This window comes from Deinococcus radiopugnans ATCC 19172, assembly GCF_006335125.1.
GTDB classification, from domain to species: Bacteria; Deinococcota; Deinococci; order Deinococcales; family Deinococcaceae; genus Deinococcus; species Deinococcus radiopugnans.
Genome location: NZ_VDMO01000015.1, coordinates 60,275 through 83,059, shown reverse-complemented (window position 1 = coordinate 83,059; position 22,785 = coordinate 60,275). Strand labels below are relative to the sequence as shown.

At 70.1% G+C, this 22,785-nt stretch carries 19 protein-coding genes; 7 read left to right on the top strand and 12 right to left on the bottom strand.

All coding sequences use genetic code 11. The features are described 5' to 3' along the window. Positions 1 to 44: 44 nt before the first annotated feature. From FHR04_RS14110 to nth, 3 genes are all read right to left on the bottom strand, one after another. Positions 45 to 1,574: a DUF512 domain-containing protein gene (locus FHR04_RS14110; protein WP_221265502.1), complete on the bottom strand. Its 1,530-nt coding sequence runs from the start codon at positions 1,572 to 1,574 to the stop codon at positions 45 to 47. 214 nt (positions 1,575 to 1,788) lie between these two features. Then, positions 1,789 to 3,006: an MFS transporter gene (locus FHR04_RS14105; RefSeq protein ID WP_039681727.1), complete on the bottom strand. Its 1,218-nt coding sequence runs from the start codon at positions 3,004 to 3,006 to the stop codon at positions 1,789 to 1,791. 94 nt (positions 3,007 to 3,100) lie between these two features. Beyond that, the gene (nth, locus tag FHR04_RS14100) at positions 3,101 to 3,790 is read right to left on the bottom strand and encodes an endonuclease III (protein WP_139403984.1); all 690 of its coding nucleotides are present in this window, start codon (positions 3,788 to 3,790) and stop codon (positions 3,101 to 3,103) included. A 74-nt stretch (positions 3,791 to 3,864) separates the two neighbouring features. On the opposite strand from nth, the gene FHR04_RS14095 reads away from it, so the two are divergent. The 3 genes from FHR04_RS14095 to FHR04_RS14085 all read left to right on the top strand — a co-directional run bounded on the left by FHR04_RS14095 (position 3,865) and on the right by FHR04_RS14085 (position 7,529). Next, the gene (locus FHR04_RS14095; protein ID WP_039681726.1) at positions 3,865 to 4,086 is read left to right on the top strand and encodes a hypothetical protein; all 222 of its coding nucleotides are present in this window, start codon (positions 3,865 to 3,867) and stop codon (positions 4,084 to 4,086) included. A 117-nt stretch (positions 4,087 to 4,203) separates the two neighbouring features. Then, entirely contained in the window at positions 4,204 to 5,871 is a 1,668-nt protein-coding gene (locus FHR04_RS14090; RefSeq protein ID WP_139403983.1) for a P-loop NTPase, read from the top strand. An 83-nt stretch (positions 5,872 to 5,954) separates the two neighbouring features. Next, positions 5,955 to 7,529, top strand: a complete 1,575-nt coding sequence (locus FHR04_RS14085; RefSeq protein WP_139403982.1) for an O-antigen ligase family protein — start codon at positions 5,955 to 5,957, stop codon at positions 7,527 to 7,529. Positions 7,530 to 7,754: 225 nt separating this feature from the next. On the opposite strand, the gene FHR04_RS14080 is transcribed toward FHR04_RS14085, so the two are convergent. The 5 genes from FHR04_RS14080 to FHR04_RS14060 form a co-directional block, all read right to left on the bottom strand. After that, complete coding sequence (locus FHR04_RS14080; protein WP_139403981.1) at positions 7,755 to 10,946, bottom strand: EAL domain-containing protein; 3,192 nt, start codon at positions 10,944 to 10,946, stop codon at positions 7,755 to 7,757. Between the two features lie 181 nt (positions 10,947 to 11,127). Beyond that, positions 11,128 to 12,045, bottom strand: coding sequence for a DMT family transporter (locus FHR04_RS14075; protein WP_375782577.1), 918 nt, complete (start codon positions 12,043 to 12,045; stop codon positions 11,128 to 11,130). Beyond that, entirely contained in the window at positions 12,042 to 12,779 is a 738-nt protein-coding gene (locus FHR04_RS14070) for a glucodextranase DOMON-like domain-containing protein (RefSeq protein ID WP_139403980.1), read from the bottom strand. The genes FHR04_RS14075 and FHR04_RS14070 overlap by 4 nt, the downstream gene beginning before the upstream one ends. A 70-nt stretch (positions 12,780 to 12,849) precedes the next feature. After that, complete coding sequence (gene proB / locus FHR04_RS14065; protein ID WP_139403979.1) at positions 12,850 to 13,941, bottom strand: glutamate 5-kinase; 1,092 nt, start codon at positions 13,939 to 13,941, stop codon at positions 12,850 to 12,852. Positions 13,942 to 13,986: 45 nt separating this feature from the next. Continuing rightward, on the bottom strand, positions 13,987 to 14,952 hold the full coding sequence (locus tag FHR04_RS14060; RefSeq protein WP_139403978.1) for a LysR family transcriptional regulator: 966 nt from the start codon (positions 14,950 to 14,952) through the stop codon (positions 13,987 to 13,989). Between the two features lie 152 nt (positions 14,953 to 15,104). Here FHR04_RS14060 and FHR04_RS14055 point away from each other — a divergent pair, with 152 nt between their 5' ends. Then, the gene (locus FHR04_RS14055; RefSeq protein WP_183944809.1) at positions 15,105 to 16,319 is read left to right on the top strand and encodes a hypothetical protein; all 1,215 of its coding nucleotides are present in this window, start codon (positions 15,105 to 15,107) and stop codon (positions 16,317 to 16,319) included. 14 nt (positions 16,320 to 16,333) lie between these two features. On the opposite strand, the gene FHR04_RS14050 is transcribed toward FHR04_RS14055, so the two are convergent. Continuing rightward, positions 16,334 to 17,494, bottom strand: a complete 1,161-nt coding sequence (locus FHR04_RS14050; protein ID WP_311734710.1) for an N-acetylmuramoyl-L-alanine amidase family protein — start codon at positions 17,492 to 17,494, stop codon at positions 16,334 to 16,336. Positions 17,495 to 17,632: 138 nt separating this feature from the next. Here FHR04_RS14050 and FHR04_RS14045 point away from each other — a divergent pair, with 138 nt between their 5' ends. Continuing rightward, entirely contained in the window at positions 17,633 to 18,286 is a 654-nt protein-coding gene (locus FHR04_RS14045; protein WP_245616389.1) for a hypothetical protein, read from the top strand. A gap of 30 nt (positions 18,287 to 18,316) precedes the next feature. On the opposite strand, the gene FHR04_RS14040 is transcribed toward FHR04_RS14045, so the two are convergent. Both FHR04_RS14040 and FHR04_RS14035 read right to left on the bottom strand, forming a co-directional pair. Next, positions 18,317 to 18,784: an Rrf2 family transcriptional regulator gene (locus FHR04_RS14040; protein WP_039681721.1), complete on the bottom strand. Its 468-nt coding sequence runs from the start codon at positions 18,782 to 18,784 to the stop codon at positions 18,317 to 18,319. Positions 18,785 to 18,820: 36 nt separating this feature from the next. After that, complete coding sequence (locus FHR04_RS14035; RefSeq protein ID WP_139403976.1) at positions 18,821 to 19,684, bottom strand: DUF1028 domain-containing protein; 864 nt, start codon at positions 19,682 to 19,684, stop codon at positions 18,821 to 18,823. 32 nt (positions 19,685 to 19,716) lie between these two features. Here FHR04_RS14035 and FHR04_RS14030 point away from each other — a divergent pair, with 32 nt between their 5' ends. Both FHR04_RS14030 and pyrF read left to right on the top strand, forming a co-directional pair. Continuing rightward, positions 19,717 to 20,433 (top strand): 3-keto-5-aminohexanoate cleavage protein, encoded by a 717-nt coding sequence (locus FHR04_RS14030; RefSeq protein WP_139403975.1) that lies wholly within the window; start codon positions 19,717 to 19,719, stop codon positions 20,431 to 20,433. 229 nt (positions 20,434 to 20,662) lie between these two features. Next, a complete protein-coding gene (gene pyrF / locus FHR04_RS14025; RefSeq protein WP_139403974.1) occupies positions 20,663 to 21,466 on the top strand; it encodes an orotidine-5'-phosphate decarboxylase in 804 nt (267 codons plus the stop codon). Between the two features lie 71 nt (positions 21,467 to 21,537). Here the strand turns inward: pyrF and FHR04_RS14020 are convergent, their stop codons facing one another. Beyond that, the gene (locus FHR04_RS14020) at positions 21,538 to 22,740 is read right to left on the bottom strand and encodes a cysteine desulfurase-like protein (RefSeq protein WP_139403973.1); all 1,203 of its coding nucleotides are present in this window, start codon (positions 22,738 to 22,740) and stop codon (positions 21,538 to 21,540) included. Positions 22,741 to 22,785: the final 45 nt, after the last annotated feature.

Below are 22,785 nucleotides of genomic sequence, written 5' to 3'. Positions count from 1 at the left end.
CCGGAGACTGTCTCCGGGTGGCTGGCCTCTGGCTTCAACAGTCTCTACGCCTGCCCGCGCATCCCCCGCTCCGCCACCTCAATTTCCAGCGGCGTGTGCCCGCTGTCCTTGACGGCGTGGGCGCTCATGCCCCACTGGTGGCCGCTGCTCTGGGCGCCGTCCAGGATCACGCGGGCCAGTTCACCCAGCGTCGCGCCGCCGGCCCGCACGTCCATGCGGAATTCCTGTCGCAGCTCATCCAGGCTCACGTCGTCCAGCATCAGCTCAGTGCCGTAGCGCAGCGTGGTGGGCGGCACGATCAACAGATCCGCCTCGCCGGTCTTGATGGCGTGCCGGAAGCAGCGCCCGGTCAGCAGGCCCGCCACCGTGGTCACCGGGCCAAAGGTCTTGTTGGTCACGGCCCGGACTTCCAGCGTCAGGCCCTCGATGGCCCGCAGCGGCTCCACGGCCCGGTCTAACGACTCCGCGAACAGCGTCCCCGTGCCCAGAATCACCCGGCGCGGTTCCGGCAGAGCGGCGGGCAGTTCCGGCAGCGCTTCGGTCAGGAAGTCGCGGATCATGCCCACGCCGTTTTCCAGCATGGGGAAGCCCTCGTATTCCTCCTCGCTGGGCAGCGGCTCCCCGGCCAGCAGGTACAGCTCATCGCTGGGAAACACGAACCGGGTGCCGCGCTCGGTCAGAAATTTCTTGCGCCACACGTTCAGGCGGCGCAGGCTGTCGCGGGCCTCCTCCCTGTTGAACGTCCGCACGTCCGGCAGGTTGGTGCGGTGCGAGGTCAGGCCGATGGGCACCACCGCCGCGCTGATCACGTTGGGACGGCTGCTCAGGTACTCCACGGTGTCGTCGAGATTCTCACCGTCATTGCGCTCGGGCACCAGCACGATCTGGGTGTACAGGTCAATGCTTTCCAGCCGCTCGATCATGTTGCGGATCTGCACGGCCTTCTCGTCTTTGACCTTGAGCTTCCACCATTTCATCATGTTCTGGCGCAGATCCTGATTGGCGGTGTGCACCGAGATGTACAGCGGCGAGAGGTTCTCGTCCAGAATCCGGTTGATGTCGCCTTCAGACAGGTTGGTCAGCGTGACGAAGGAGCCGTACAGGAACGACAGGCGGTAGTCGTCGTCCATGATGTACAGGCTCTTGCGAAAGCCGCGCGGCATCTGATGGACGTAGCAGAAATCGCACTTGTTGGCGCACAGGTGAATGCCGTCGAACAGCACTTCCTCAAATTCCAGGCCCGGATCCTCCCACTCCACGTCGAAGGTGAAGGTATCGTCCAGGCTGGGCGGCGCGGTCATCTGCAGGCGGTGGTGATCCTGGGCGGTGCCGGGCACGCCGGTCATGGCGCGCGGGGCCTCTTTCGGGCGGGCGATTTCCAGCGTGGCCTGCCCCTGCGACAGCAGGTGACGGTAGGCCAGCACGTCGGTCACGGCCTGCCCGTTGACGCGCAGCAGCACGTCGCCGGGGCGCACGCCCGCCTTTGCGGCGGCGCTGCCGGCCTCGACGGATTTGATCGGTGCGGGAAAGACATCGGACGTGGGTTGCTTGGCGGCGGTCACTGCTGTGGTCAAAGAAAATCACCCCTCTGGCCAGGAAAAACGCTGGCCTGCTGCTGAGGGACACCGGTTTCGACACGACAAAGGGCGGCCCCACTCGAACGAAACAGGCTAACAGAGCCGGGACGCGGGGGATGTGAGGCGGGTTGCGTTGATAGGTACGCGGTAAGCAGGACGCGGGGCGTGGGAAAAGAGGAGGGGACTACGTACCGCGCATTGCCTCCTCTCTTCAAACCGGCAACGTCAGCGCCTGCCGCTGCGCCGGGCGGTACAGCCCCAGGTAGATGGCCAGCACGCTGCCGCCATACATCACCAGCGTCCACGCGAACAGCACCTGAAAGGCCAGCGTGAACGGCAACTGGCCGCGCACCACCCCCGCCAGCACGCTGCTGAGCGCCCAGCCGGAGTCCCAGGCGATCACGTTCAGGGCCGAGTACATCGGACGGTCATTTTCCTCCAATGAGGACATGGCGTAGGCCCCGTACACCGGCCCAGCGGCGTTCATCAGCGCCCCGCGCGTGAACAGCGCCAGCGTAACCATCCACAGCTGCGGCGCGAAGCCCAGCAACGCTAGGAAAGGCAGGCTGCTGGCCTGCACCAGCAACACCACCTGCAACTGCCCCAGGCGGCGTACCAGCAGCGGCTGCAGCAGCGCGGTGGCCGCCGTCGCCAGGCTGGCCCATGCGAACAGCTGCCCCAGGCTGGCGTAGTTGATCTGGAACTTGCCCTCGATAAACACGTTCAGAAACGGGATGGTGGCCCCGGCCCCCAGGCCGACGAGCAGGTTAGGAAAGATCAGCCGGAACATGGCCCGCTTGTCGCGCACGGCGAAGCTGCGCCCGGTCTGCGAGGTCTTGCCGCTGGGCTTGAGCTTCAAGGCGGGCAGCAGGCCCAGCAGTTGCAGCGCGGTGGCGACGAGCAGCGCGGTTCTGAGCGCTCCCAGCCCCCCCGGCTCGGTGGCGGTGACCAGCGCGTAGGCCTCGGGCACGCGCCCGCCGATCATGTTGCCCACGAAGCCCGCGCCGGTCATCAGGGCGCTCTGCACGCTGAACAGGGTCACGCGACTTTTCTCGTCGCTGTTGTTCGCCATGAAGGGCGAGCCGGCCACGGTCAGCAACGCGGCGCCCGCGCCCTGCACCAGCGCGCCCGTGACCACGCCCAGCGGCCCCCCCGCCAGCGCCAGAATCAGTGTGCCCAGCAGGCTGAGGGCCACGCCGATCTTGATGGTGTGCGCGTTGCTGATGCGCCGGGCCAGCGCCACGGCCGGCAGGCTCAGAAAGACCAGCGTCAGCGCGGGCAGCGCGTTCATGATGCCCTGCCACTCCGGCCCCAGCCCCAGCGCACGCAGGTAGAAGTTCAGGAACAGCGCCAGGAACGCCTGCGCCAGCCCGAAGGAGAACGAGGTGCTCAGGTACAGCCACACCTGCGGGGAGAAGCGCCAGGTCACTGGGGGGCCTGTGGGGTGGGTGTGCGCGGGAGGCGGTGGGCAGTGCGGGGTAAAGAGCAGTTCCCGCGTCCCGCGTCCTGCGTCCCGCTGCCCCTCAAGCCTCCACCCCAATCTTCGGGCAGAACGCCGCCATCTCGCACGCCGCGCACTGCGGGTTGCGTGCCATGCACACGCGGCGCCCGTGCAGGATCAGCGCGTGGTGCAGGAAAACCCAGCGCTCACGCGGAAACAACCCCTGCAGGTCTTGCTCCACCTTGTCCGGGTTGGTCTGCACGCTCAGGCCCAGGCGACGCGCCAGCCGGCCCACGTGGGTGTCCACTGCGATGGCCGGAAAGCCATATGCATTGCTCAGAACGACGTTGGCGGTCTTGCGGCCCGCGCCGGGCAGGGCCACGACGGCATCGAAGTCGTTAGGCACCTCGCCCCCGTGCCGCTCCACCAGCAGCCGGGCCAGCGCCGCCAGGTTGCGCGCCTTGCCCCGGTACAGCCCGATACGCCGAATCAACGGCTCGATGTCCTGCGCTTCAGCCTGACTCATGGCGTGGGCGTCCGGGTACCGCTCGAACAGGGCGGGCGTGGCGGCGTTCACGCTGACGTCGGTGGCCTGGGCGCTCAGGACAGTGGCGACCAGCAGCTCGAAGGGCGTGTTGAAGACAAGCTCGGTGCGGGCGTCGGGGTACAGCTGCTCCAGCGAGGTCAGCACCTGCGGGGCACGTGCCCTGGCCCCCCTGGGCAGCCGCGCCGCGCCGCGCCCAGCGGGTTTTTTTGGGGCAGAGGAAGTCACCGCAGCAGGCTAGCGCGTCCCGGCCCCGGCTGTCCGCCTGCAACTTCTCGCAAAACAGGCACGTACTGAGGGGCATGAGAGTCCTCTCGCTGATCTTCGGCATCCTCGCTGCGCTGGGCCTGCTGCTGGGCTTTCTGCCCTTCTTCGGCTGGCTGAACTGGATCTTCGTACTGCCGCCCGCCGTGCTGGGCCTGATCTTCGGGGCGCTGGGGCGAGACCGGGGGGCGGTCACCCTAAGCGCGGTGGTGGCCGTGCTGGGCGCGCTGCGGCTGATGCTGGGGGGCGGGGTGATCTAAGGAAAAGTCCAGTCATGCTGGACACCGCCGGCAGTTCCGCCGCCCCGCACGGATTCTGGCGGCCTTGCATACTCAAAGGTGGGGTTTCCTCACTTTTCGCGCCTAAACTGACGCTGAATGCAGAGTGTGCCTCCCCGTCCCGCAAATGCGGATCAAATTGATCTCCGACAGGTGTTCGGAACCCTCAGACGGTACGCGCCGCTGCTGATCCTGACTCCGCTGGTGGTGGCGGGCGCGACGTACCTGCTGTCCAGTCGACAGGCTCCGGTGTACGAGTCCAGCGCCAGCATCATCGCGGTGGACAGCAACGCCCAGAACTCGCTGATCAACAACACCCTGGTCACGGCCCCGCCGCTGCCGCAGGGCGCAGTGGAGCAGGTGCTGCACAGTCGCAGTCTGGTGGCCACCATCGTCGACAAACTGGAAAAGAGCGACCTGCCCCCCGAGATCATCCGCAAGATGAGCGACGACCTGAGCCGGGAACTGTCGGCAAACTCCTTCAACCGGCTGAAGGTCCGCGCCCGCCTGGACACCCAGCAGCGCGGCGTGTACGAAATCCAGGCACAGGGCGAGACCCCCGAGGCGGCCCGCCAGCTGGCTGAGGACGGCGTCGCCGCGCTGCTGGACTGGGACAACGCCCGTGCCAAGCAGAGCGTGACGCGCTCGCGCCAGAGCTTGCAGGGACAGCTTCAGAACCTGACGGCGCGCATTGAGGCAATTAATGACCCGCTGGAACGCCAGAGCCTGGTGGCTGCGCGCGGCCAGGTGCTGCAGAACCTGTCGCAGATGGCCGTGCTGGAAACGGCAGCCACTGGAACGCTGCTCCCGGTGGCCGAGGCGGTGGCCCCCACCCGCCCCGTGTCGCCGCGCCCGCTGCGGAATGCGGCGCTGGCCGGGCTACTCGCGCTGTTCCTGGCCACCGGACTGGTGTTGCTGAGTGACAGCCTGCGTCGCCGGGTCAACGGCACCGAGGACCTGCTGCCGCTGGGGCTGCCGGTACTGGCCCAACTGCCGCTGGTGCGCCGCCGCAACCTGGCGCAGGGCTTTCTGCCCGCCAGCCACAGCGGCCCGCTGTATGAGAGCATCGGCTTCCTGCGGATCAACGTGCAGTCCATGCTGGGGGACCGCGAGCACCGCCGGCTGGTGATCTCCAGCTCGTATCCCGGCGAGGGCAAAAGTTCGATGACGGCGGCCCTGGCCGAGAGCCTGGGGGCCGCCGGACAGAGGGTGCTGGTCATCGACGCCGACCTGCGCCGCCCCACCCAGCTCAAGGTCTGGGGGCCGGACCGTATCGGCACCCACGCGCTGCCCGGCACCGACGCCTCGCTGCCACCGGCCAACACCGTGACCGAGATGTTCCTGCGGCCCGACGCGGCCCACGCCACCCGCGTGGGCACCAACGTGGACCTGCTGCCCGCCGGCACCCCCCACCGCGGAGACGGCGCGGGCAGCATCTTGAACCAGCCGGCCTTCCGCACCTACCTGGACCGCTGGGCACAGGGCTACGACTACGTGCTGATCGACACGCCCCCTATGCTGGGCCTGCCCGATACGCTGGCCGTGGCGCCCTACACCGACGGCGTAATTCTGGTGGTGGAAGGCGGCAAGACCCGCCTGAACGACGTGGAACGCAGCCTGCAAAACGCGCGGGTGGCCAACGTGAGCGTGCTGGGCATCGTGCTGAACAAGCTCGCACGGACGGGAGACTCGTATTACGCCTACGCCTATGGCACGGCGGACGCCAAAGAGGGCACGGCCCCGGTGCTGCCGACAGGCCGGGGCTGAGCGGCCACGCAGCAAAGGGCAACACGTTCCTCCTGCCTCGCCACTGTCAGCTGTGAGCTGCGTCCTTCTGTGTCGGTCCCTTCATGAGCGCGACTGATCGCACGGCCCGCTCCACAGTCCCTGTCGCCCCGGCCCCGCTGTGGATTCGCGTGTGGCTGGCGCTGCTGGCCCCGCTGTATTTCTTGGCACCAGCGGCGGTATTCGCGCTGCCCGGGCTGCGCCGACTGCCCCGCGCCGCATGGTGGGTGCTGGGCTTCTATGCCCTGAGCCAGCAACTGCCCGCCCTGCTGACCCCGGAGCCACTGATCAACTCCGGGCTGGCGTTGGCCCGCACGCTGCTGATGTTCGGCTTCATGGGGCTGGGCGCGTCCCTGCACAGCACCCGGCAACTGGCGCCGCTGGGCATCGGCCTGGCAGCGGTGTACGTCACGGCGCTGGGCCTGACGGGCCTTGACGGCCTCAACCCCCTGAGCCAGCGCCTGGGCCATCCCTACATGACGCCCATCACGCTGGGGCTGGCCGGTGCGGCGGGCATCTGGGTAAGCCTGTTCGCCGGAGGACGCCTGTGGTGGCGTGTGCCGCTGGGCACGGCGGCGCTGGGCATGCTGCTGCTGTCGGGCAGCCGGGGGCCGCTGGCCGCCGCTTTGATCGGCACGGCGCTGGGTTTTGCGGTGCGCCAGAGCCGCCGGATGGCGCTGGGCATCCTGGCCGGGGCGGCGCTGCTGGCCGGAGGCTTTTATCTGGGACAGCGGCTGGACCTGCCTGCCGTCAGCCGCCTGAGCAACGCCGACACCTCCGGGCGCGATCTGGTCTGGAACAACGTGCTGTCGGTGATCCGCAGCGAACCGGTCAGTGGGGTGGGCAGCTACCGTCTGGGGGTCCGGCTGTCCCCGCCCGGCGAGGGCTGCACGCTGTGGCCGGCCCCCGACGGCAGCGTCACGCCATGTCCCACCTGGATCGACCGCCTGGGACAGCCGTGGCTGATCGCCCACAACGTCACGCTGCAGGAACTGGCCGAGGCCGGGCCGCTGGGCCTGCTGGGGCTGTTCGTGCTGCTGGGGGTGGCGGCCGCGGCGGCGTGGCGGCAGCGCGATCCGCTGGGCCTCGCCGTCCTCTCGGGGCTGCTGGTGGCCACCGCCAACGACAACACCCTGATCGTGCCTGGCCCGTTTGTAGGTGAGCTGTTCTGGGTCACGGCAGGCTGTGTCTTGGCGCGTATGCCACAGCGCTCCCCCGCCGTGGGCTGGGCCGGGGGCGTGGCGGCGGCAGGATTGCTGGCGGCCCTCTCATTTCCACTGCTGGTGGGGGCGCTGCGCCCTGCCCCACCGATCCAGGCCTCGCTGGACGCGCTGATCGCCCCGCGGCAGGTTCAGGACACCCAGAACTATCAGGCCTTCGTCCGGCTGAACCTGCCGCCCGGCGCCTACCGGGTGTCCCTGCGGGCCTGTCAGGAGAGCTGTTCCACCATTCTAACGCTGCCGGTCACCGCGCCGGCCAGCGGTCCCACACCGCTGCTCAAGCTTGGCGGCAACCTGTATGACACGGCCGAGCAACGCGTGGAATTGCTGCTCTATCCGGGCAAGGGCTCGGTGCGGCCCCAACCGCTGGCCCAGACGTCCTGGACCGTGACGCGGGTACGCAAAGAGGCGACCCCGTAAAGCTGGCTGACGGCCCGAGGCCCTGCCGGTGGTGCGGCTCTAGCACAACTGCAGTTCCCACACCTCTCGAACCGGGCGCCCGGGGTGTCAAAAGCCCCGATCGGCCTGAGGTCACGGTCCAACCACGACACTCCAAGTACGCCCCGATTTTCCCGATACGCCCGATCAGCCTGCTGGCCGTCAGACCTGCACAAAGAGCGGACCGCGCGCGTGCCGTCCGCCGCTTCAGTCGTATGGTCCGGCCAGCGCGCCAGAACTGGCATGCAGCAGGGCCAGGGTGTCGGCCACCTCCAGAGGCCGCGAAAACAGGTAGCCCTGGCCCCACCGGCAGCCCAGCCGAATCAGGTGATCGCGCTGCACCCGCGTCTCGATGCCCTCGGCGATCACGTCCACGTCCAGGGTGCGGGCCAGCAACAGCACCGTTTCCACCAGCTTGGCGCTGACGGCGTCCTCGCCCAGCCGGGCAATAAACGCCCGGTCCACCTTCAGGCCGTCCACCGGAAAGCGGTGCAGAAACGCCAGGCTGGAATGCCCGGTGCCGAAATCATCGATATGAATCCGGACCCCCAGCGCCCGCAACTCGGTCAGGGTGCGGGCGGCCTCGTCAAGATCCACGATCAGGGCACTCTCGGTGATTTCCAGGTGCAGGCGTCCGGCGGGGAAGCCGGTACGGACCAGAATCCGCTGCACCGTCCGCGCAAAGCCGGGGCGCAGGAATTGCCGGGTGGACACGTTCACCTGCAGCGCCGGGGGCGCGGCGCCCTCCGCACCTTCTGGCCCGCAGCTGGACGCCATCTGGAAGGTGCGGCAGGCCTCTTCCAGCACGAAGGCGCCCAGTTCGGTGATGATTTCGAGTTCCTCGGCCAGCGGCACGAATTCACACGGCGGCACCGCCCCCAGTTGCGGGTGCTGCCAGCGCAGCAACGCCTCGTACCCGCCGATCTCGCCGGTCTGAAGGTCCACAATTGGCTGATACACCAGGCGCAGCTGGCCGCGCCGGGCCGCCTGCGGCAGATCGCCCTCGATCTGCAGCTGACGCAGGGCGGCCACATGCATCTCGGGCCGGAAGACCATGACCGGCCGGGCCGGATCACGTTTGGCGCGGTACATGCTCAGGTCCGCGTCGCGCAGGATGTCGGCCGGCGCCCGGTGGTGCAGTTCACCCGGCGCGATGCCCATGCTGACGCTGACCTGGACCGCGCGGCCCTGCACCGTGAACGGCGCGGTCAGGCAGGCCTGCAGGCGAGCGGCGGCGGCCTCGACCTGCGACAGGTCACCCGGCGGCAACCCGCACATCAGCACGGCGAATTCGTCACCGCCCAGCCGGGCCACCAGCGCGCCCTCCATGCAGGCGTTCAGACGTCCGGCGAAAGCCTGCAGCAGTTCGTCGCCGGCGGTGTGGCCCAGGCTGTCGTTGATGACCTTGAAGCGGTCCATGTCCAGGTACAGCACCGCGTACCCCGGCTGCCCGGTCTGGCAGGCCAACGTCATCTGCTCTTCCAGGGCGCTGTACAGGCGGTCCCGGTTGAACAGCCGGGTCAGGGAGTCGTGCGTGGCGGCCCACTGCAGCCGCGCCTCAGCCTCCTGCCGCGCCGTGACGTCCCGCGACGAGGACAGGTACTGGTACGGTCTGTCCTGGCCGTCCAGCGCCTCCGGGGCCGTGTCCTGCGCCAGCTCCTCTGATTCGATGCGGCTGATGCTGACTTCCAGACACAGGTAATGGCCGGCCTGGTGGCGCAGCCGGACCAGGACAGGTCGGCCCGGCGACTGGCCAATTTCGTGCAGGCTGGGGCGGTCCTCGGGGTGCATCAGGGCCGTGGGTGAGGTGCCCAGCAGTTCGGAGGGTGCGTAGCCCAGCAGGGCCTGGACACTGGGGCTGACGTAGCTGAAGTCGCCGCCCGGACGGTGCAGACACACCAGATCGTTGGTGTATTCGGCCAGCATGCGGTACCGGGCCTCGCGCTCGCGGACCTGCGCGTGCAGCCACGCGCGTTCCAGCACCTGCTGCAGGTAGGCGCCCACCGAGGCGATGATGTGAACGTCCCACTGCTGCAGCGGCTCGGCGTCTCCCACCGTCTCCACATTCAGCGCCCCCACCACCTGCTGATCCCGCAGCAGCGGCACGCAGACTTCCGAGGTGATGCCGTCGATCGCCCGCATGGCGTCGGGCTCCTGGCTCAGGTCCTGGACCCACTGCACCTGTGCGGTGCGGCCGGCCCGGCCCATCACGCCCCGGTCCAACGGCAACTGCTCAATCACGGCGGCGTAGCCCACCTGATCTTGCAAGACCATCACGCGGTCCCTCAGCAGGTACACGCTGACGTGCGAGTACCCGAAGGTCTCCCGCAGCCCACGGGTCACGGCCTGGATGCTCTGGGCCGGGTCCAGACTGCTGCCGAACGAGGTCCGCAGGCGGTGCAGCAGGTCCAGCGCCCGGCGCTGCCGCTCGGTGTCGGCGTGCAGCCGCTCACGCTCCAGGGCCTGCCCCAGCCAGGTGCCCAGCGCCGCCAGGGGGCGCAGGTCCTGGTCGCCCAGCGCGCGCGACTCGCATTCCACGTCCAGCACCCCCACCACCCGCTCGCCGTCCAGCAGGGGCACGCAGATCTCGCTGACCACCCCGGGGTGGATGGCGACGTAGTCGGGGTCCAGCCGCACGTCCGGCACCAGCGCGGGCAGGCCGCTGCGGGCCACCCGCCCCGCCACCCCCGCACCGATCGGGTGCCGGGTGTCCCAGGACCCGGTCCCGGCGCTCTCGCGCAGCACCACCACGTCCCCTTCCAGCAGCCCCACCGCCACATGTTCGGTCCGCAACAGCTCGTGGACGGCCTGCGTGATGGCCCCGAACAGTTCGGCGCGGCTGCCCGACTGCGTCACGGCCCGCCACGCCCGCTCCAGCAGCGCCACCTCGCACTGCGCGGCGTTCAGGGCGCGGTCCAGATCCAGCTGGCGCAGCGTCGCCGCCAGCAGCGCGGCCCCGGCGCGGGCCTGCGCCAGCAGGGGGGCGGGTGCGTCCACTCCATCCTGCGTGCCCACCACAAGTCCGGGCGCCGCCGCGGCAAGGTCCAGATGCAGGGTGCCGCGCACCGCCGGCCCCACCACCGGGACGGCCAGATACGCCTGGGCCTGCCGGTGGACGGTCCCCAGCGACGCCTGCACGGCGCCGGGAGCCAGTTCCCGCACGTCGAGCGTGTGGGCACTGAACAAGTGTGGCGGCGGCGATTGGCCGGCCAGCTGCGCGGCGGCGCGGCGGCACAGGCCCAGCGGCGCGGCCACGGCCCCCCTCCCGGACGGGCCGGACTGGGCCGCGGCCAGCGCGAACGTGCCGCCCTCGCCGGTCACGAACAGGCGCGCCGCCACCACGCCGTCCAGCGCCTCCACCGTCTGCACCAGCGCGGTCAACAGGGGCTCCGGGCACACGTCGGCCCCTCCGTCCGGCCCGGCCCGGAGCGCATCGTCCTCGTGTGGGTGGGCAGAGACAGCTGGCAGAGGAGGGCGCATGAAAATCTCAGTCCATCCTAGCGCGCCGCTCTTTCTGAACCGTCACTGCCCTGGACCCGGCGCTTCGTAAGGCAGGGCGCGGCCTGCGCGAGGACGGCGCTTAGCGGCCGCGCGTCGGCCCTTTCTTTTCCACGCTTAGCAGCAGGGCCGCGCCGATCACCAGCGCCGCGCCCAGCAGGGCCAGGGCCGCCAGTCGCTCGCCGAACAGCAGCGCCGCCAGCCCCGCAGCCACCACCGGCTCCACGCTGGCGATCACGCTGGCGCGGGTGGCGTTCAGGCGGCGCAGACCCGCGCTGTACAGCAGATAGGCCAGGTACGTGGACAGCACCGCGATGCCGCCCAACCCTCCCCAGGCCGCCGCCGATTTGGCCGCGAATCCCGCCGGGGCCACGAAGGGCAGCAGCCCCAGCGCCCCCACCGGCAGCGCCACCCCCAGCAGCGCCGGGGTGCTGTAGCGGTGAAAAAAGGCCTTGCCGTACAGGTAATACAGACTGTAGGTGAAGCCGGCGATCAGCCCGAAAGCCAGCGCAGGCAGCGTGACGCTCACGCCCTGCCCGCCGCCCAGGCTGATGAAGGTGATGCCCAGCAGCGTGCCGGCAATCGCCACCCATTCGCGCGCGCCGGGACGGTCACGCAGGAAGGCCCAGCCCAGCAGCGCCACGAAGGCCGGGGCGGTGTACAGCAGCACCGACGCCAGACTGGCCCCGCCCGCCTTGACCGCCAGCTGATACGAGCCGTAAAAGACGCTGACCCCGGCGATTCCGAAGCCTGCCGTGATCCACAGGTCCCGCCCGCGCGGCAGGCGACTGCGGGTGAGAAGGGCGTGCAGGGCGTACAGCGCGCCGCCCAGCAGCGCCCGCCAGAAGGCCACCTCCAGCGGGGCCACCCCGGCGGCCTGCACGCCCTTGCCGAAGATGCCCAGCAGCCCCCACAGGCACGCGGCGGCCAGAATCAGCAGCGGAGCGGGCACCAGGGGCCGGGCCGGGGCCACGGTCTCCAGCGCCGGGTCCAGGCTCACCTGCGCCGCCAGAGGGCCGCCGTCGCGCCCACGGTCAGCAGCAGGCCCAGCCCGCCCAGTCCGGTCAGGATCAGGCTGGCGCGATCACGGGTCTCGCCCACCGCGGCCAGGGTGCCGTCGGTGAAGGCGCGGGGGTCCCCGTCCGGGGCCAGCACGTCCACGGGGGTAGGCGCGTCGGCCCGCCCGGTTTGCAGGCTGGCGAGGCCGGTGCCGCCGGTGGGCCGCAGCACCCCGTTCGCCGACAATGGGGTGTACACGCTGTTCGTGACCCAGTACGCGTAGCTGCCGGCGGGCACGGCGGCGTCGATCACCAGTTCGGTGCCCTCGATCCGCACGCTGGGCGCGGCCAGCGGCTGCACCTCGCCCTCCTGATCCGTCGCCTCCTGCAATGTGCTGCCGAAGCCGGTCACCCGCAGGTGGTACTGCCAGCCCCCGTTGCGGGCACGCAGGCCGGTGTCGGCCAGCACCTGCCGTCCGCCGGGACCGGTCTTGATGAAAATGTCGGTCACGCCCGCCGAGAAGCCCGACGGCGCGTTCCACGGGTTGCCGATCTGCCCGAAGCTGACCCGGAAGCGCATGCCCTCGCCCTGCGGCGCGGCGCTGAACGAGCGCAGGTCCAGAGCGTCCGCAGTCACGGCAGGCTGACGCGGCAGGATGTAGCCGCCGTCCCCACGCGCGTCCCCCGCCGGATCGGGAACAGTCAGCAGGGTGGTGGTGAGCAGCAGCCAGAGCACAGGGGGGAGTATAGAGAAGGCAGAGCGGAAGTGAGTCGGACCCTCTGGCGTGTTTTCCCGGCCATCCGCCTCACAGCCGCACCAGATCGTCCCTATGCACGGCCTCTGGCCCGTAGGTGAAGCCCAGCAGAGCCTCGATCTCGCGGGAGTGATGCCCGGCAATGCGGCCCAGATCAGCGGAGGCGTAGCGGGTCAGGCCACGCGCCAGTTCCGCACCGTCCGGGGCGATCAGGCGGATGGTCTGGCCGCGCGCAAACTCGCCCTCTACACGCCGGATGCCGGCGGGCAACAGGCTGGAGCCGCGCTCGGTGACCGCCCGCGCCGCGCCGTCGTCCAGATGCACGCGGGCCGGAGACACTTCCGCCAGAATCCAGCGTTTGCGGGCCTCCAGGCGCGATCCGGCGGCCAGAAAGCGCGTGCCCAGCGCCTCACCGCCCACAATGCGGGCCAGCGCGTCGGGCGCGTCGCCGGGAGCGATCACCACCGGGGTGCCGGCGCGGGTGGCGATCTCGGCGGCCTGAATCTTGGTGTGCATGCCGCCGGTGCCCCGGTGAGAACCTGCGCCCCCAGCCCGCGCCCAGACCTCCGGCGTGACGCGCTCGACCACCGGAATCAGGGTGGCGTCCGGATCGGTGCGCGGGTCCGCCGTGTACAGGCCCGGCGCATCGGTCAGGATCACCAGCAGATCGGCGTCCACCAGATTCGCCACGAAGGCCGAGAGGGTGTCGTTGTCGCCCACCCGGATCTGTTCCAGCGCCACCGCGTCGTTCTCGTTGATGATCGGCAGCACGCCGCGTGACAGGCAGGCCTCCAGGGTGGTGCGGGCGTTCAGGTAGCGGGTGCGGTCCCGGAAGTCGTCGGCGGTCAGCAGCACCTGCGCCACGTTTACGCCGTACAGTTCGGCCAGCGTGGCGTACAGGTGCATCAGGCGGCTCTGGCCCACCGCCGCCAGCAGCTGTTTCTCGGCCAGGGTGCGGTCACGCGGCGGAAAGGCCAGCGCCTCCCAGCCGGCCAGCACCGCGCCGCTGCTGACCAGGACCAACCCGTGTCCGGCGGCCTGCACCGCCACCATGCCGCGCATCAGGTCCACCAGACGCGGGCGGCTCAGGCGGTCTCCCCCCGCCGTCAGGACGCTGGTGCCGAGTTTCAGGACGACGCGCATGGGGGGCAGTGTACGGGGCGCGGGGCAGGCTGAACATCTGGAGGTCTAAAAGGCTGGGGACTGAGTTCCCACGTCCACGAAGCGCACCAGATGCGCCTGCCGTCCCGCCGCTGCCCGCAACGCTCCCGGCGACAGCACGGCGTCCCGGAAGGCGTCGATCAGCGGCGAGGCTTCATCCCGGCGGGTCACACTGCCGATCGGCCGCCACAGCGGGGTGGGCAGCGTGGACGCGCGCAAGTTGGGCGGCAGCGGCACGAACACCAGGCCGGTCAGCACCGTGAAGCCGTGGCCCTCAGCCACCCGGCCCAGCGCCACCTGCGGGTCTTTCAGGCGCACGGCGGGCGTGGGCGGACGCGAGTGCCGGGCCACATGCGCGGCGATGAACGGGGCGCAGTCCTCCTCGCACACGATGTACGCGGCGCGGTGGAAGTCGGCCCAGGTGCGGATGGGCGGGGCGTCGGCGGACGCAATGATCAGGTACTCGTCGGCCAGCAGTTCCCGCGTGTGCAGTTCGGGGCGCATGGGCAGGCGGCCCAGGCCCAGGTCCGCCTCGCCCGACAGCACCCGCGCCTCGATCTCGTCATGCTCGCCGGAGGTGTCCTGCACCACCACCTCCACATCCGGGTAACGGCGCTGGAATCCGTTCAGCGCCGGGACAATGAACTGCCGGATCACGCTGCGGCACGACACCACGCGCAGGGTACCGCAGAGAGGGGGAGCCGGAGCGGTCAGAGCGGTCATCTCGCGCAGGGCGTCGGCGGCCCGCTGGGCCTGCGCCAGCACCCGCGCGCCCGCCGCCGTGGGCCACGCGCCGTGGCGGCCCCGCTCGAAAATCTGTACCCCCAGCACGGTCTCGGCGGCGCGCACGGTGTGGCTGACGGTGGACTGCGCCAGCCCCAGCCGCAGCGCCGCCTCGCTGAAGCTGCCCGCCCCGGCCACGCCCAGCAGCACGCGCAGGTGGGCGCCTCCCAGCGCAGGCAACGGGGGGCAGACGGGCGCTTCGGCAGTCATGACGCAGTGTAGAAGATTCCATCGAGATTCTCGATACAAGGCCTGCAACCCATCGGCCTTCTGCTTTGTTTCCGGCTGGCGCAGGGTTCAGAATACAGGCCACACCCCGCCGAATTTCCCCGGCCATCGACACGCCCTCAGGAGACGACTGCATGTTCAGAGCCCTGGCCCATCCCCGTCTGCCGCTTCTGTGCGCCGCCCTGTGGTCCAGCGGCCAGGCGGGCGGCGATCAATCCTTCCGGACCCTGACCCCACCCCCCGCCGAGGCCGCGCGTCCTCTGCGCGAGCTGCAACTGGCCGCCGCACCGGACGGCTCACTGGTGCTGGCCCTGCTGAACGACGCCGGTCAGGCCGACAGCGGCAAGGGCATGTACGAGTCGCGCAAGGTGCGGGTGTGGCGCAGTGCCGGAAACGGCTGGGAGTTGCTGCGCGGCGGCCTTCCGGGCGGCGTGCTGAACTACGACGTGCCGCGCCCCGCCTCCAACATCGATCTGACGCTGGACGCCTCTGGCACGCCGGTCCTGGTCTGGAACGAGAACTACGGCGACAACGACGTGGTGGTGTTCCGCGCGTACCAGAACGGCGCGTGGACGGACTGGCACCCGCGTTACCTGGGCGACGATCTGCCCTACGCCGCCCGCACCCGCTCGGTGCTGGCGCGGGACGGCGAACCGGTGCTGGCGTGGGGCGAGTCGCTGCGCAATCCCTACGGCAGCCGCCTGACCGTGCGCCGCTGGGATCCGGCGGCCAAAACCTGGACGCGCAGCCCGGCCTTCAACGAGATCAGCGTCTTCTCGCGCACGCCCGCGCTGGGGCTGGACGCGGCGGGGCAGCCCACCGTGGCGTGGCTTCAGGGCGAGGTGCTGGAGAGCAACGTGTTCGTGAAACGCTGGACTGGCACGGCCTGGCAGGCGCTGGGCGGCTCCCTGAACCGCACGCCGAACCGCTATCTGGCCTCCACCCGCCTGAGGTTGGACGCGCAGGGGCAGCCCACCGTGGCATGGCTGGAAGACCTGAACGGCAGCGACGCGCTGTACGCCTCACGCTGGGACGGGCAGAGGTGGCAGGCACTGGGCGGGGCGATCAGTGCCAACGCCGCCGCGCCCTCATTGGTCTTGGACGCGGGGGGGCAGCCGGTGCTGGCGTGGGTGGAGGAACGCGGCGGGACCGGGCAGGTGCATCTGGCCCGCTGGACGGGCGGCGGTTGGCTGACCTCCGGCGTGCTGAATCTGGATCCCCGCCGCGACGCCCGCTCGCCCAGCCTGGCCGCGCTGCCGAACGGCGAGATCGCGCTGGCCTGGCGCGAGGACGTGAACGGCGTGTACGCGGCGCAGCTGCGCCGGTTTGGAGCGCCGACCTTGCCCTGACGCTGCCCTGGTTTCTATTTGGTGTTCAGGAAATCCAGAATGGCCCGTGCCAGCCCCTGCGCGATCTTCTCGCGGTAGGCCGCAGAGGCCAGCCGCGGTCCCTCGCTGGGGCTGCTGCCGAAGCCGATCTCGGTCAGGATGGCGGGGGTGGTGGGGTTGCGAATCACGTAGAAGGCGTCGGTCTGCACGCCCCGGTTAACGGCCCCGGTGTACTGCACCAGCCGCGACTGCACCTTCTGGGCCAGCTGGCGCGAAAACGACAGCTTGGCCTGCGCCACGATGTCGCCCAGCAGGCCCTGGGCGCTGTTGGCGGCCTTGCGGGTCAGCTCCTGGCCCACGCTGCCGCCGCCGTTTTCCTGCACGGCGCGGCTGCGGTCACTGCCGGCCAGCGGCTGCCCGAAGTAATACGTCTCAATGCCCTGCGCCGACGGCCCGCCCGCATTGACGTGAATGCTGATGTACGCGCTGACCCGGCCGGTGGTGGCCAGCCGCGAGCGGGCGTCCAGATCGGTGCGCTTGTCGGCGCTGAGGTCTTTGTCCACAGTGCGGACCATCACCACGTCCACGCCGTGCTTGACCAGTTCGGCGCGGGTCCGCAGGGCCACGTCCAGCGTCACGTCCTTCTCGCGCAGCCACTGGCTGGTCATGCCTGGATCGACGCCGCCGTGCCCGGCGTCCAGCACCACGCGCGGACGGGTCACGCTGGCCGAGGCGGCCACCGGCGGCGGCGTCACGGGCCGGGACGCCAGCTCTGCGGTGGACGTGGGGACGTCGATGACCAGCCGGGCCGCCGCCGCGCCGCTCCTGGGCAGCACGCTGACCTTGGTCTTCCCGGCACTGCCGGTCTCGGCCAGGGTGACCGTGATGGTGCCGCCCGACACGGCGTAGGCGGTGACCCCCTCGGCCTTCAGGGGGCCCTGCTCGGCCTTGAGGCTGACATTCAGCTTGACAGTCACGCTGCGGCCCGCCGCGCTGACTTTGGAGGTGGCGTTGCCCGGCAGATCGAACACCAGCCGCGTGAAGCCGTCGTGTGCGCCCACGCGCGGGGCGGCGGCAGCGAAGGACAGGGTCACCAGCGTCCACAGCAGGGCCACGAGGTGAAGCAGAGGACGCAAGGAAGGCGCAACGCCCCGGCGCACGCGGGACGGAACAGACAGGAGAGATGAAGCGGTCACTGCCCCGGAGTCTAACGCGCCCTTCCTGATCGACGGTGGAGGGGCCATGAGACGGCGGCAGGTGGGGAAAGCGCCCTTCTGAATCAGGTCTGACCGGCTCCCTCACGCCGCTCAGGCGCAGGCAGGTACGGTGAGAGGATGAAATTCCCCTCCTCCTTTCTGGCCGCCGCAACGCTGGGCCTGCTGACCCTCAGTCCGTTCTCGGGCGGGCAGGCCGTCACTTTCGGCGGCCTGAACGTCACGCCGCGCGGGCCGCAGAACCTGAATCTGGAAACGGGCGTCACCGAACTGCCGCAGGGCGGCACCGCCACCGACACCAAGGGCGGCCTGAAACTGGTGGCCGGAGCCATGATCCTGAACCCCGGCCAGACCCTGACCGCCCAGAACGCCGTCCTGACCACCAAGCAGGGCGGCACGCTGCGCGCCGCACAGGTCGTCTACGATCTGAAGTCATCCACCGTGACCGCGACGGGCAACGTGACCTACAACGACGCCCGGTTCAAGAACCTCAGCGCCCCGCGCGTGGTCCTGAACGTGCGCAGCGCTTTCGTAACGGCCCTGGGCGGCGTGAAGGCCGAGGCCCCCGCCCTGAGCGGCGCGGCGCTGGTCTTCGATCTGAACACCATGCAGGCGGTCCTGACCGGACCGTACACCGCCCGTCAGGGCACCCTGAACGCCTCGGCGGACGCGGCGGGCCGCCTGTTGCTGGTCTTCGGCGGCAACCAGGTGGTGCGTTCGTCCACCAGCCCGGACGCCGCGACGCTGGGCCGTTTCACGCCGTACCTGAAGTAAATTGTTGCCGAAATCCGCTGCCGCAAACTGTCAGGCGTTTGGCTTGAGCAGATGGCCCAGGCAGTGCCCGTAGCTCACGCCCTGACGTGCGTCGGCCACCAGATCGGCCACGCTGAATTCCTGCAGCACGCCCAGCATGGCGTCGCGCATGCGGGTGTAGACGGTGGCGCGGGCGTGGCAGCGGTCCTCCTCCGGGCAGGACTCGTGCCAGTTCAGGCTGATGCACGACAGGGGCGCCACCGGGCCGTCGATGGCGCGCACGACCTCGCACAGGCTGATCAGCCCCGGCTTGCGCGACAGCGCGTAGCCGCCGCCGATGCCCTTCTTGCTCTTGACCACGCCCTTGTTGCCCAGCGCGGCCAGGATTCGCACCAGATACGGGCGGTGGACCCCGGTGGCCTCGCTGATCTCCTCGCTGGAGACCCAGCGGGCCGCGTCCTGGGTGCCCAGGAAGCCCAGCGCCTGAAAGGCGTACACGTCGGTGGCCGAAAGCCGCATGGGCAGGAGTCTAGTGCAGATGCGGCAAAACAGCTTTCACGCCACTGAATGGCCGAAGTGTTCCTGCAGGTACGCCAAAGCCACCGGATCGAAGTGCCCGCCGTCCACCCAACGCTCCTCCAGATTCTCGGTGCCGTACAGCGCCCAGGCGGCGGCCTCGGTGTCGGCGTCCCAGGGGCCGGCGGGCAGCGAGGCGGCGTGGCCCTGACGGATCAGCAGGGCGCGCAGCCACTTCAGCTCGTTCTCGTCCAGCTCGCGCGTCTCCGTGGGCCGGCCGAACAGCAGATCGAAGGTGTCCAGCAGCCGTTCCAGCTCGGCGCAGGGATCAGCGTGATCGTCGGCGCGCAGGTTGACCCAGTCGTCGGTCAGGCCGCCGTAACCCCGGCCCGGCCCAGCGCACAGCAGCGCGGCGGACTGGCGGCCCCGTTTGTCGCCGCCCGCGCTGTCCCCGGCACGCAACGCGGCCAGCAGGCGGCGCGGCAGCGGCTGACCGGCCGCCGCGTTCCAGGCCGCGTGCATGGCCTCCACCACCCCCGGCCCGGTCAGGATGTTGCCCTGGATCGCCACGTCCGCCTCCGCGATACCGCCCGCCCAGGCGTGGCAGCCGGGGCCGCTGAAGGTCACGCTTCGCCCATCTGCCGCCACGAGGCCGAACTGGCGCTGGGCGATGTCGGCGTCCTCGGCCTGAAAGCGGGCGCTCACCTCCTGCGGCGACAGGCCCTCGGCCAGCAGCCGCAGCCCGTCGGGGCCGAAGTTGGGATTCACGTAGCTCTGGGTGGCGACTGCGCCCACACCCGCGCGCACGAAGGGCACCAGCGCCCCCACCGCCAGAAACTTGCTGGCGACCGCCACCCCGATGTCCCCGGTTGCCGCGTCGCGCCCCACGATGGAAAAGGTCATGCCTGGAGGCTAGCAGGCTCTAGAGTGCAGGCGTGTTGAAAGCGGCCCTGAACGGCAACCGAAGCCCCGACGAACATCCGAACATTCCCGTCACGCCCGGGCAGCTCGCCCAGGCCGCGCGGGCGGCGGTGGAGGCGGGCGCGGACGCGCTGCACTTCCACCCCAGAAATGCGGCGGGGGCCGAGAGTCTGGACGCTGACGACGTGGCGCGGGCGCTGGAGGCGGTGCGCGCGGCATGTCCCAGCGTCCCGGTGGGCCTGTCCAGCGGCTGGTGGATCGTGCCAGATGCTGGGGCGAGGCTGGCCGCCGTGCGTGCCTGGACGGCGCTGCCCGATTTCGTCTCGGTGAACTGGCACGAGGACGGGGCTCCCGAACTGGCTTCAACGTTGCTGGAACGTGGCATCGGCGTGGAGGCGGGCCTGTGGACGGCGGACGCGCTGCGGGCCTTCCTGGCGTGGCCGCGCCGCGACGAGGTGCTGCGCGTGCTGATCGAGATGCCCGATCAGCCGATCCGCACCTACAAGGCCGAGTTGAAGGAGATGTTCGGCCTGCTGGAGGCGTCTGGCCTGGACAAACCAGTCGTGCTGCACGGCCTGGGAGAGAGCGCCTGGCCCCTGCTGCGCGAGGCGGCGCGGCGTGGGCTGGACGCCCGCATTGGCCTAGAAGACACCCTGCTGCTGCCCGGCGACTTCGACGGGGCCGCCGACAACGCCGAACTGGTGCGGGTGGCGCGGGAGATGATGGGGTAATACGGACTCCGATTGAAAGGTGTTGAAGACACGTGGAAATCCGAGCGAAGCGAGCAGGAGAAAAACGGGTTCCGGACGTGGAGTGTAGAAATCGGGACAGCTCCGATTTCTACACGAAACAAACGGAATCCGTATAAAAGGGGAAATGTTGATGGGAGATGGCGGATGGAAACATGCCTGGGCGGGAAATGAACCCTCGGCCATCCCTGCAAGTGTTACCCTCGCCACGATGCTCACCTTTGCCCAGGCCGTCACCGAGCGCACCCTTCGCCTGAACACCCGCCTGTGCGTGGGCCTCGATCCGCGCCGGGACGCCTACCGCGACACGGCACACCTGAAAAGCCACACGCTGGAGGTGCTGGAGGCGTGCGCGCCCTACGCCGCGTGCGTCAAGCCGCAACTGGCCTTTTACGAGGCGCTGGGCCTGGAAGGCTTCGGCATTCTGGAAGAGGTCTGCGCCGCCGCCCGCACGCTGGGCCTGCCGGTGCTGCTGGACGCCAAGCGCGGCGACATCGGCAGCACGGCGGAGGCCTACGCGCGGGCATGGCTGAGCGGGCGGCACGCGGGCGCGGCGCTGACGGTCAACCCGTTTCTGGGCTTCGAAACGCTGACCCCCTTCGTGGACACCGCGCGCGAGAACGGCGGCGCGGTGTTTGTGCTGGTCAAGACCAGCAACCCCGGCCAGGCCGACTTGCAGGGCAGCGGCGTCAGCGAGCGGGTGGCGGTGGAGATCAACCGCCTGAACGCCGGAACCCCCGAGGGCGAGTACGGCGCGGTGGGCGCGGTGGTGGGGGCGACGCACCCCGCAGACCTCGCCACCTTCCGGGCGCTGATGCCACGTGCGCTGCTGCTGCTGCCCGGCCTGGGCGCTCAGGGCGGAGCCGCCTCAGACCTCAAGGGCGCGTTCCACGCGGACGGTACGGGCGCAATTGCCAGCGCCAGCCGGGGTGTGCAGTACGCCGACGGGCTGAGCGTGGCAGCGAGTGTGGAGGCGGCGCGGGGATTCAGGGACGGGTTGAACGGGGTGCTGTAGGGGAGGACGCAGGAAGCAGTGCGCGGTACGCAGGAAAGGCTGTTCCCGCGCACTGCGCCCCGCGTCCTGACCTAAATCCCGGCCAGCAACCGCTCCACATCCTCCATGCTCGTGTAGTGCGCGATGCTGACGCGCACGATGCCTTCGGGGTACAGGCCCAGATCAGTCAGGGGCTGCACGGCGTAGAAGTGGCCGGCTCCCGCGTCCACCCCGGCGGCGGTCAGGCGGGCGGCGGTCTGGGCCGGCGTCTCGCCCTGCACGCGGAACGCCGCCGTGCCCACCCGGCCCGTCATGTCCTGTGGGCCGTACAGGGTGACGTTCTCCATCGCAGCCAGCCCGGAGATCAGGCGTTCAGCCACCGGGCCTTCCAGTTCGGCAATGCGGGCGTAGGCGGCCACCAGCGCGGCCCGCGTCAGTTCCGGCGCCCCACCCAGTTCGCGCAGGTAGTCCAGCGTGCCCAGCCAGCCGGCCAGCAGCTCAAATTGCGGCGTACCGTGCTCGATGCCCGTGATGTCGCCGTCCGGCACGAAACTCAGTTTGGGCCACGGCAGATTCGGGCGGTGTTCGGGGCTGATCCACATGGCCCCCAGGTGTGGCCCGAAAACCTTGTAGGGGCTGAACATCACGAAGTCCGCGCCCCACGCCTCCACGTCCGGCAGGGTGTGCGGCGCGGCGTGAACGGCGTCCACCACACTCCACGCCCCCGCCGCCCGCACCTGGGCGGTCACGGCGGGAATGTCCACGGTCACGCCCAGCGCGTTGCTGGCCGCCGTGACCGACACCAGCCGCGTCCTGTCCGAGAGCAGCGCGGCCAGATCGTCGGCGTGCAGGCGCATTTCCGGCGCTCGGGCGTGCCAGACCTTCACGGTCACGCCCACGCGCTCCAGCTCGCGCCAGGGGCTGGCGTTGGCCTCGTGTTCCAGGCCCGACACGATCACCTCGTCGCCCGGCCCCCACAACCGGGAAAAGGCGGCGGACAGGCGGAAGGCCAGCGCGGTGGCACTCTGCGCCAGCGCCACGTCTTCCGGCTGGGCGTTCAGAAACAGGGCGGTGGCCGCGCGGGCACGCTGCTTGAGGGCCAGGATGTCGGCCCCCGGCTGGTGCCCCGGCATGGCGTTCGTCGCGCCGTAGCGCATCAGGTGCGCGGTGATCGCCTCGATGGCGCGCAGGGGCAGCAGCCCGCCCGCCGCGTTGTCCAAGTAGGCGCGGCCCGACGAGAGCGGGGGAAACTGTTCACGGAGACGGGGGGCCAGGGCCGGTGTCGCAGTGGTCATGCCCCAGAGTGTAGGCCCAGGCGCAACCGGCGTGCCCGTATAATA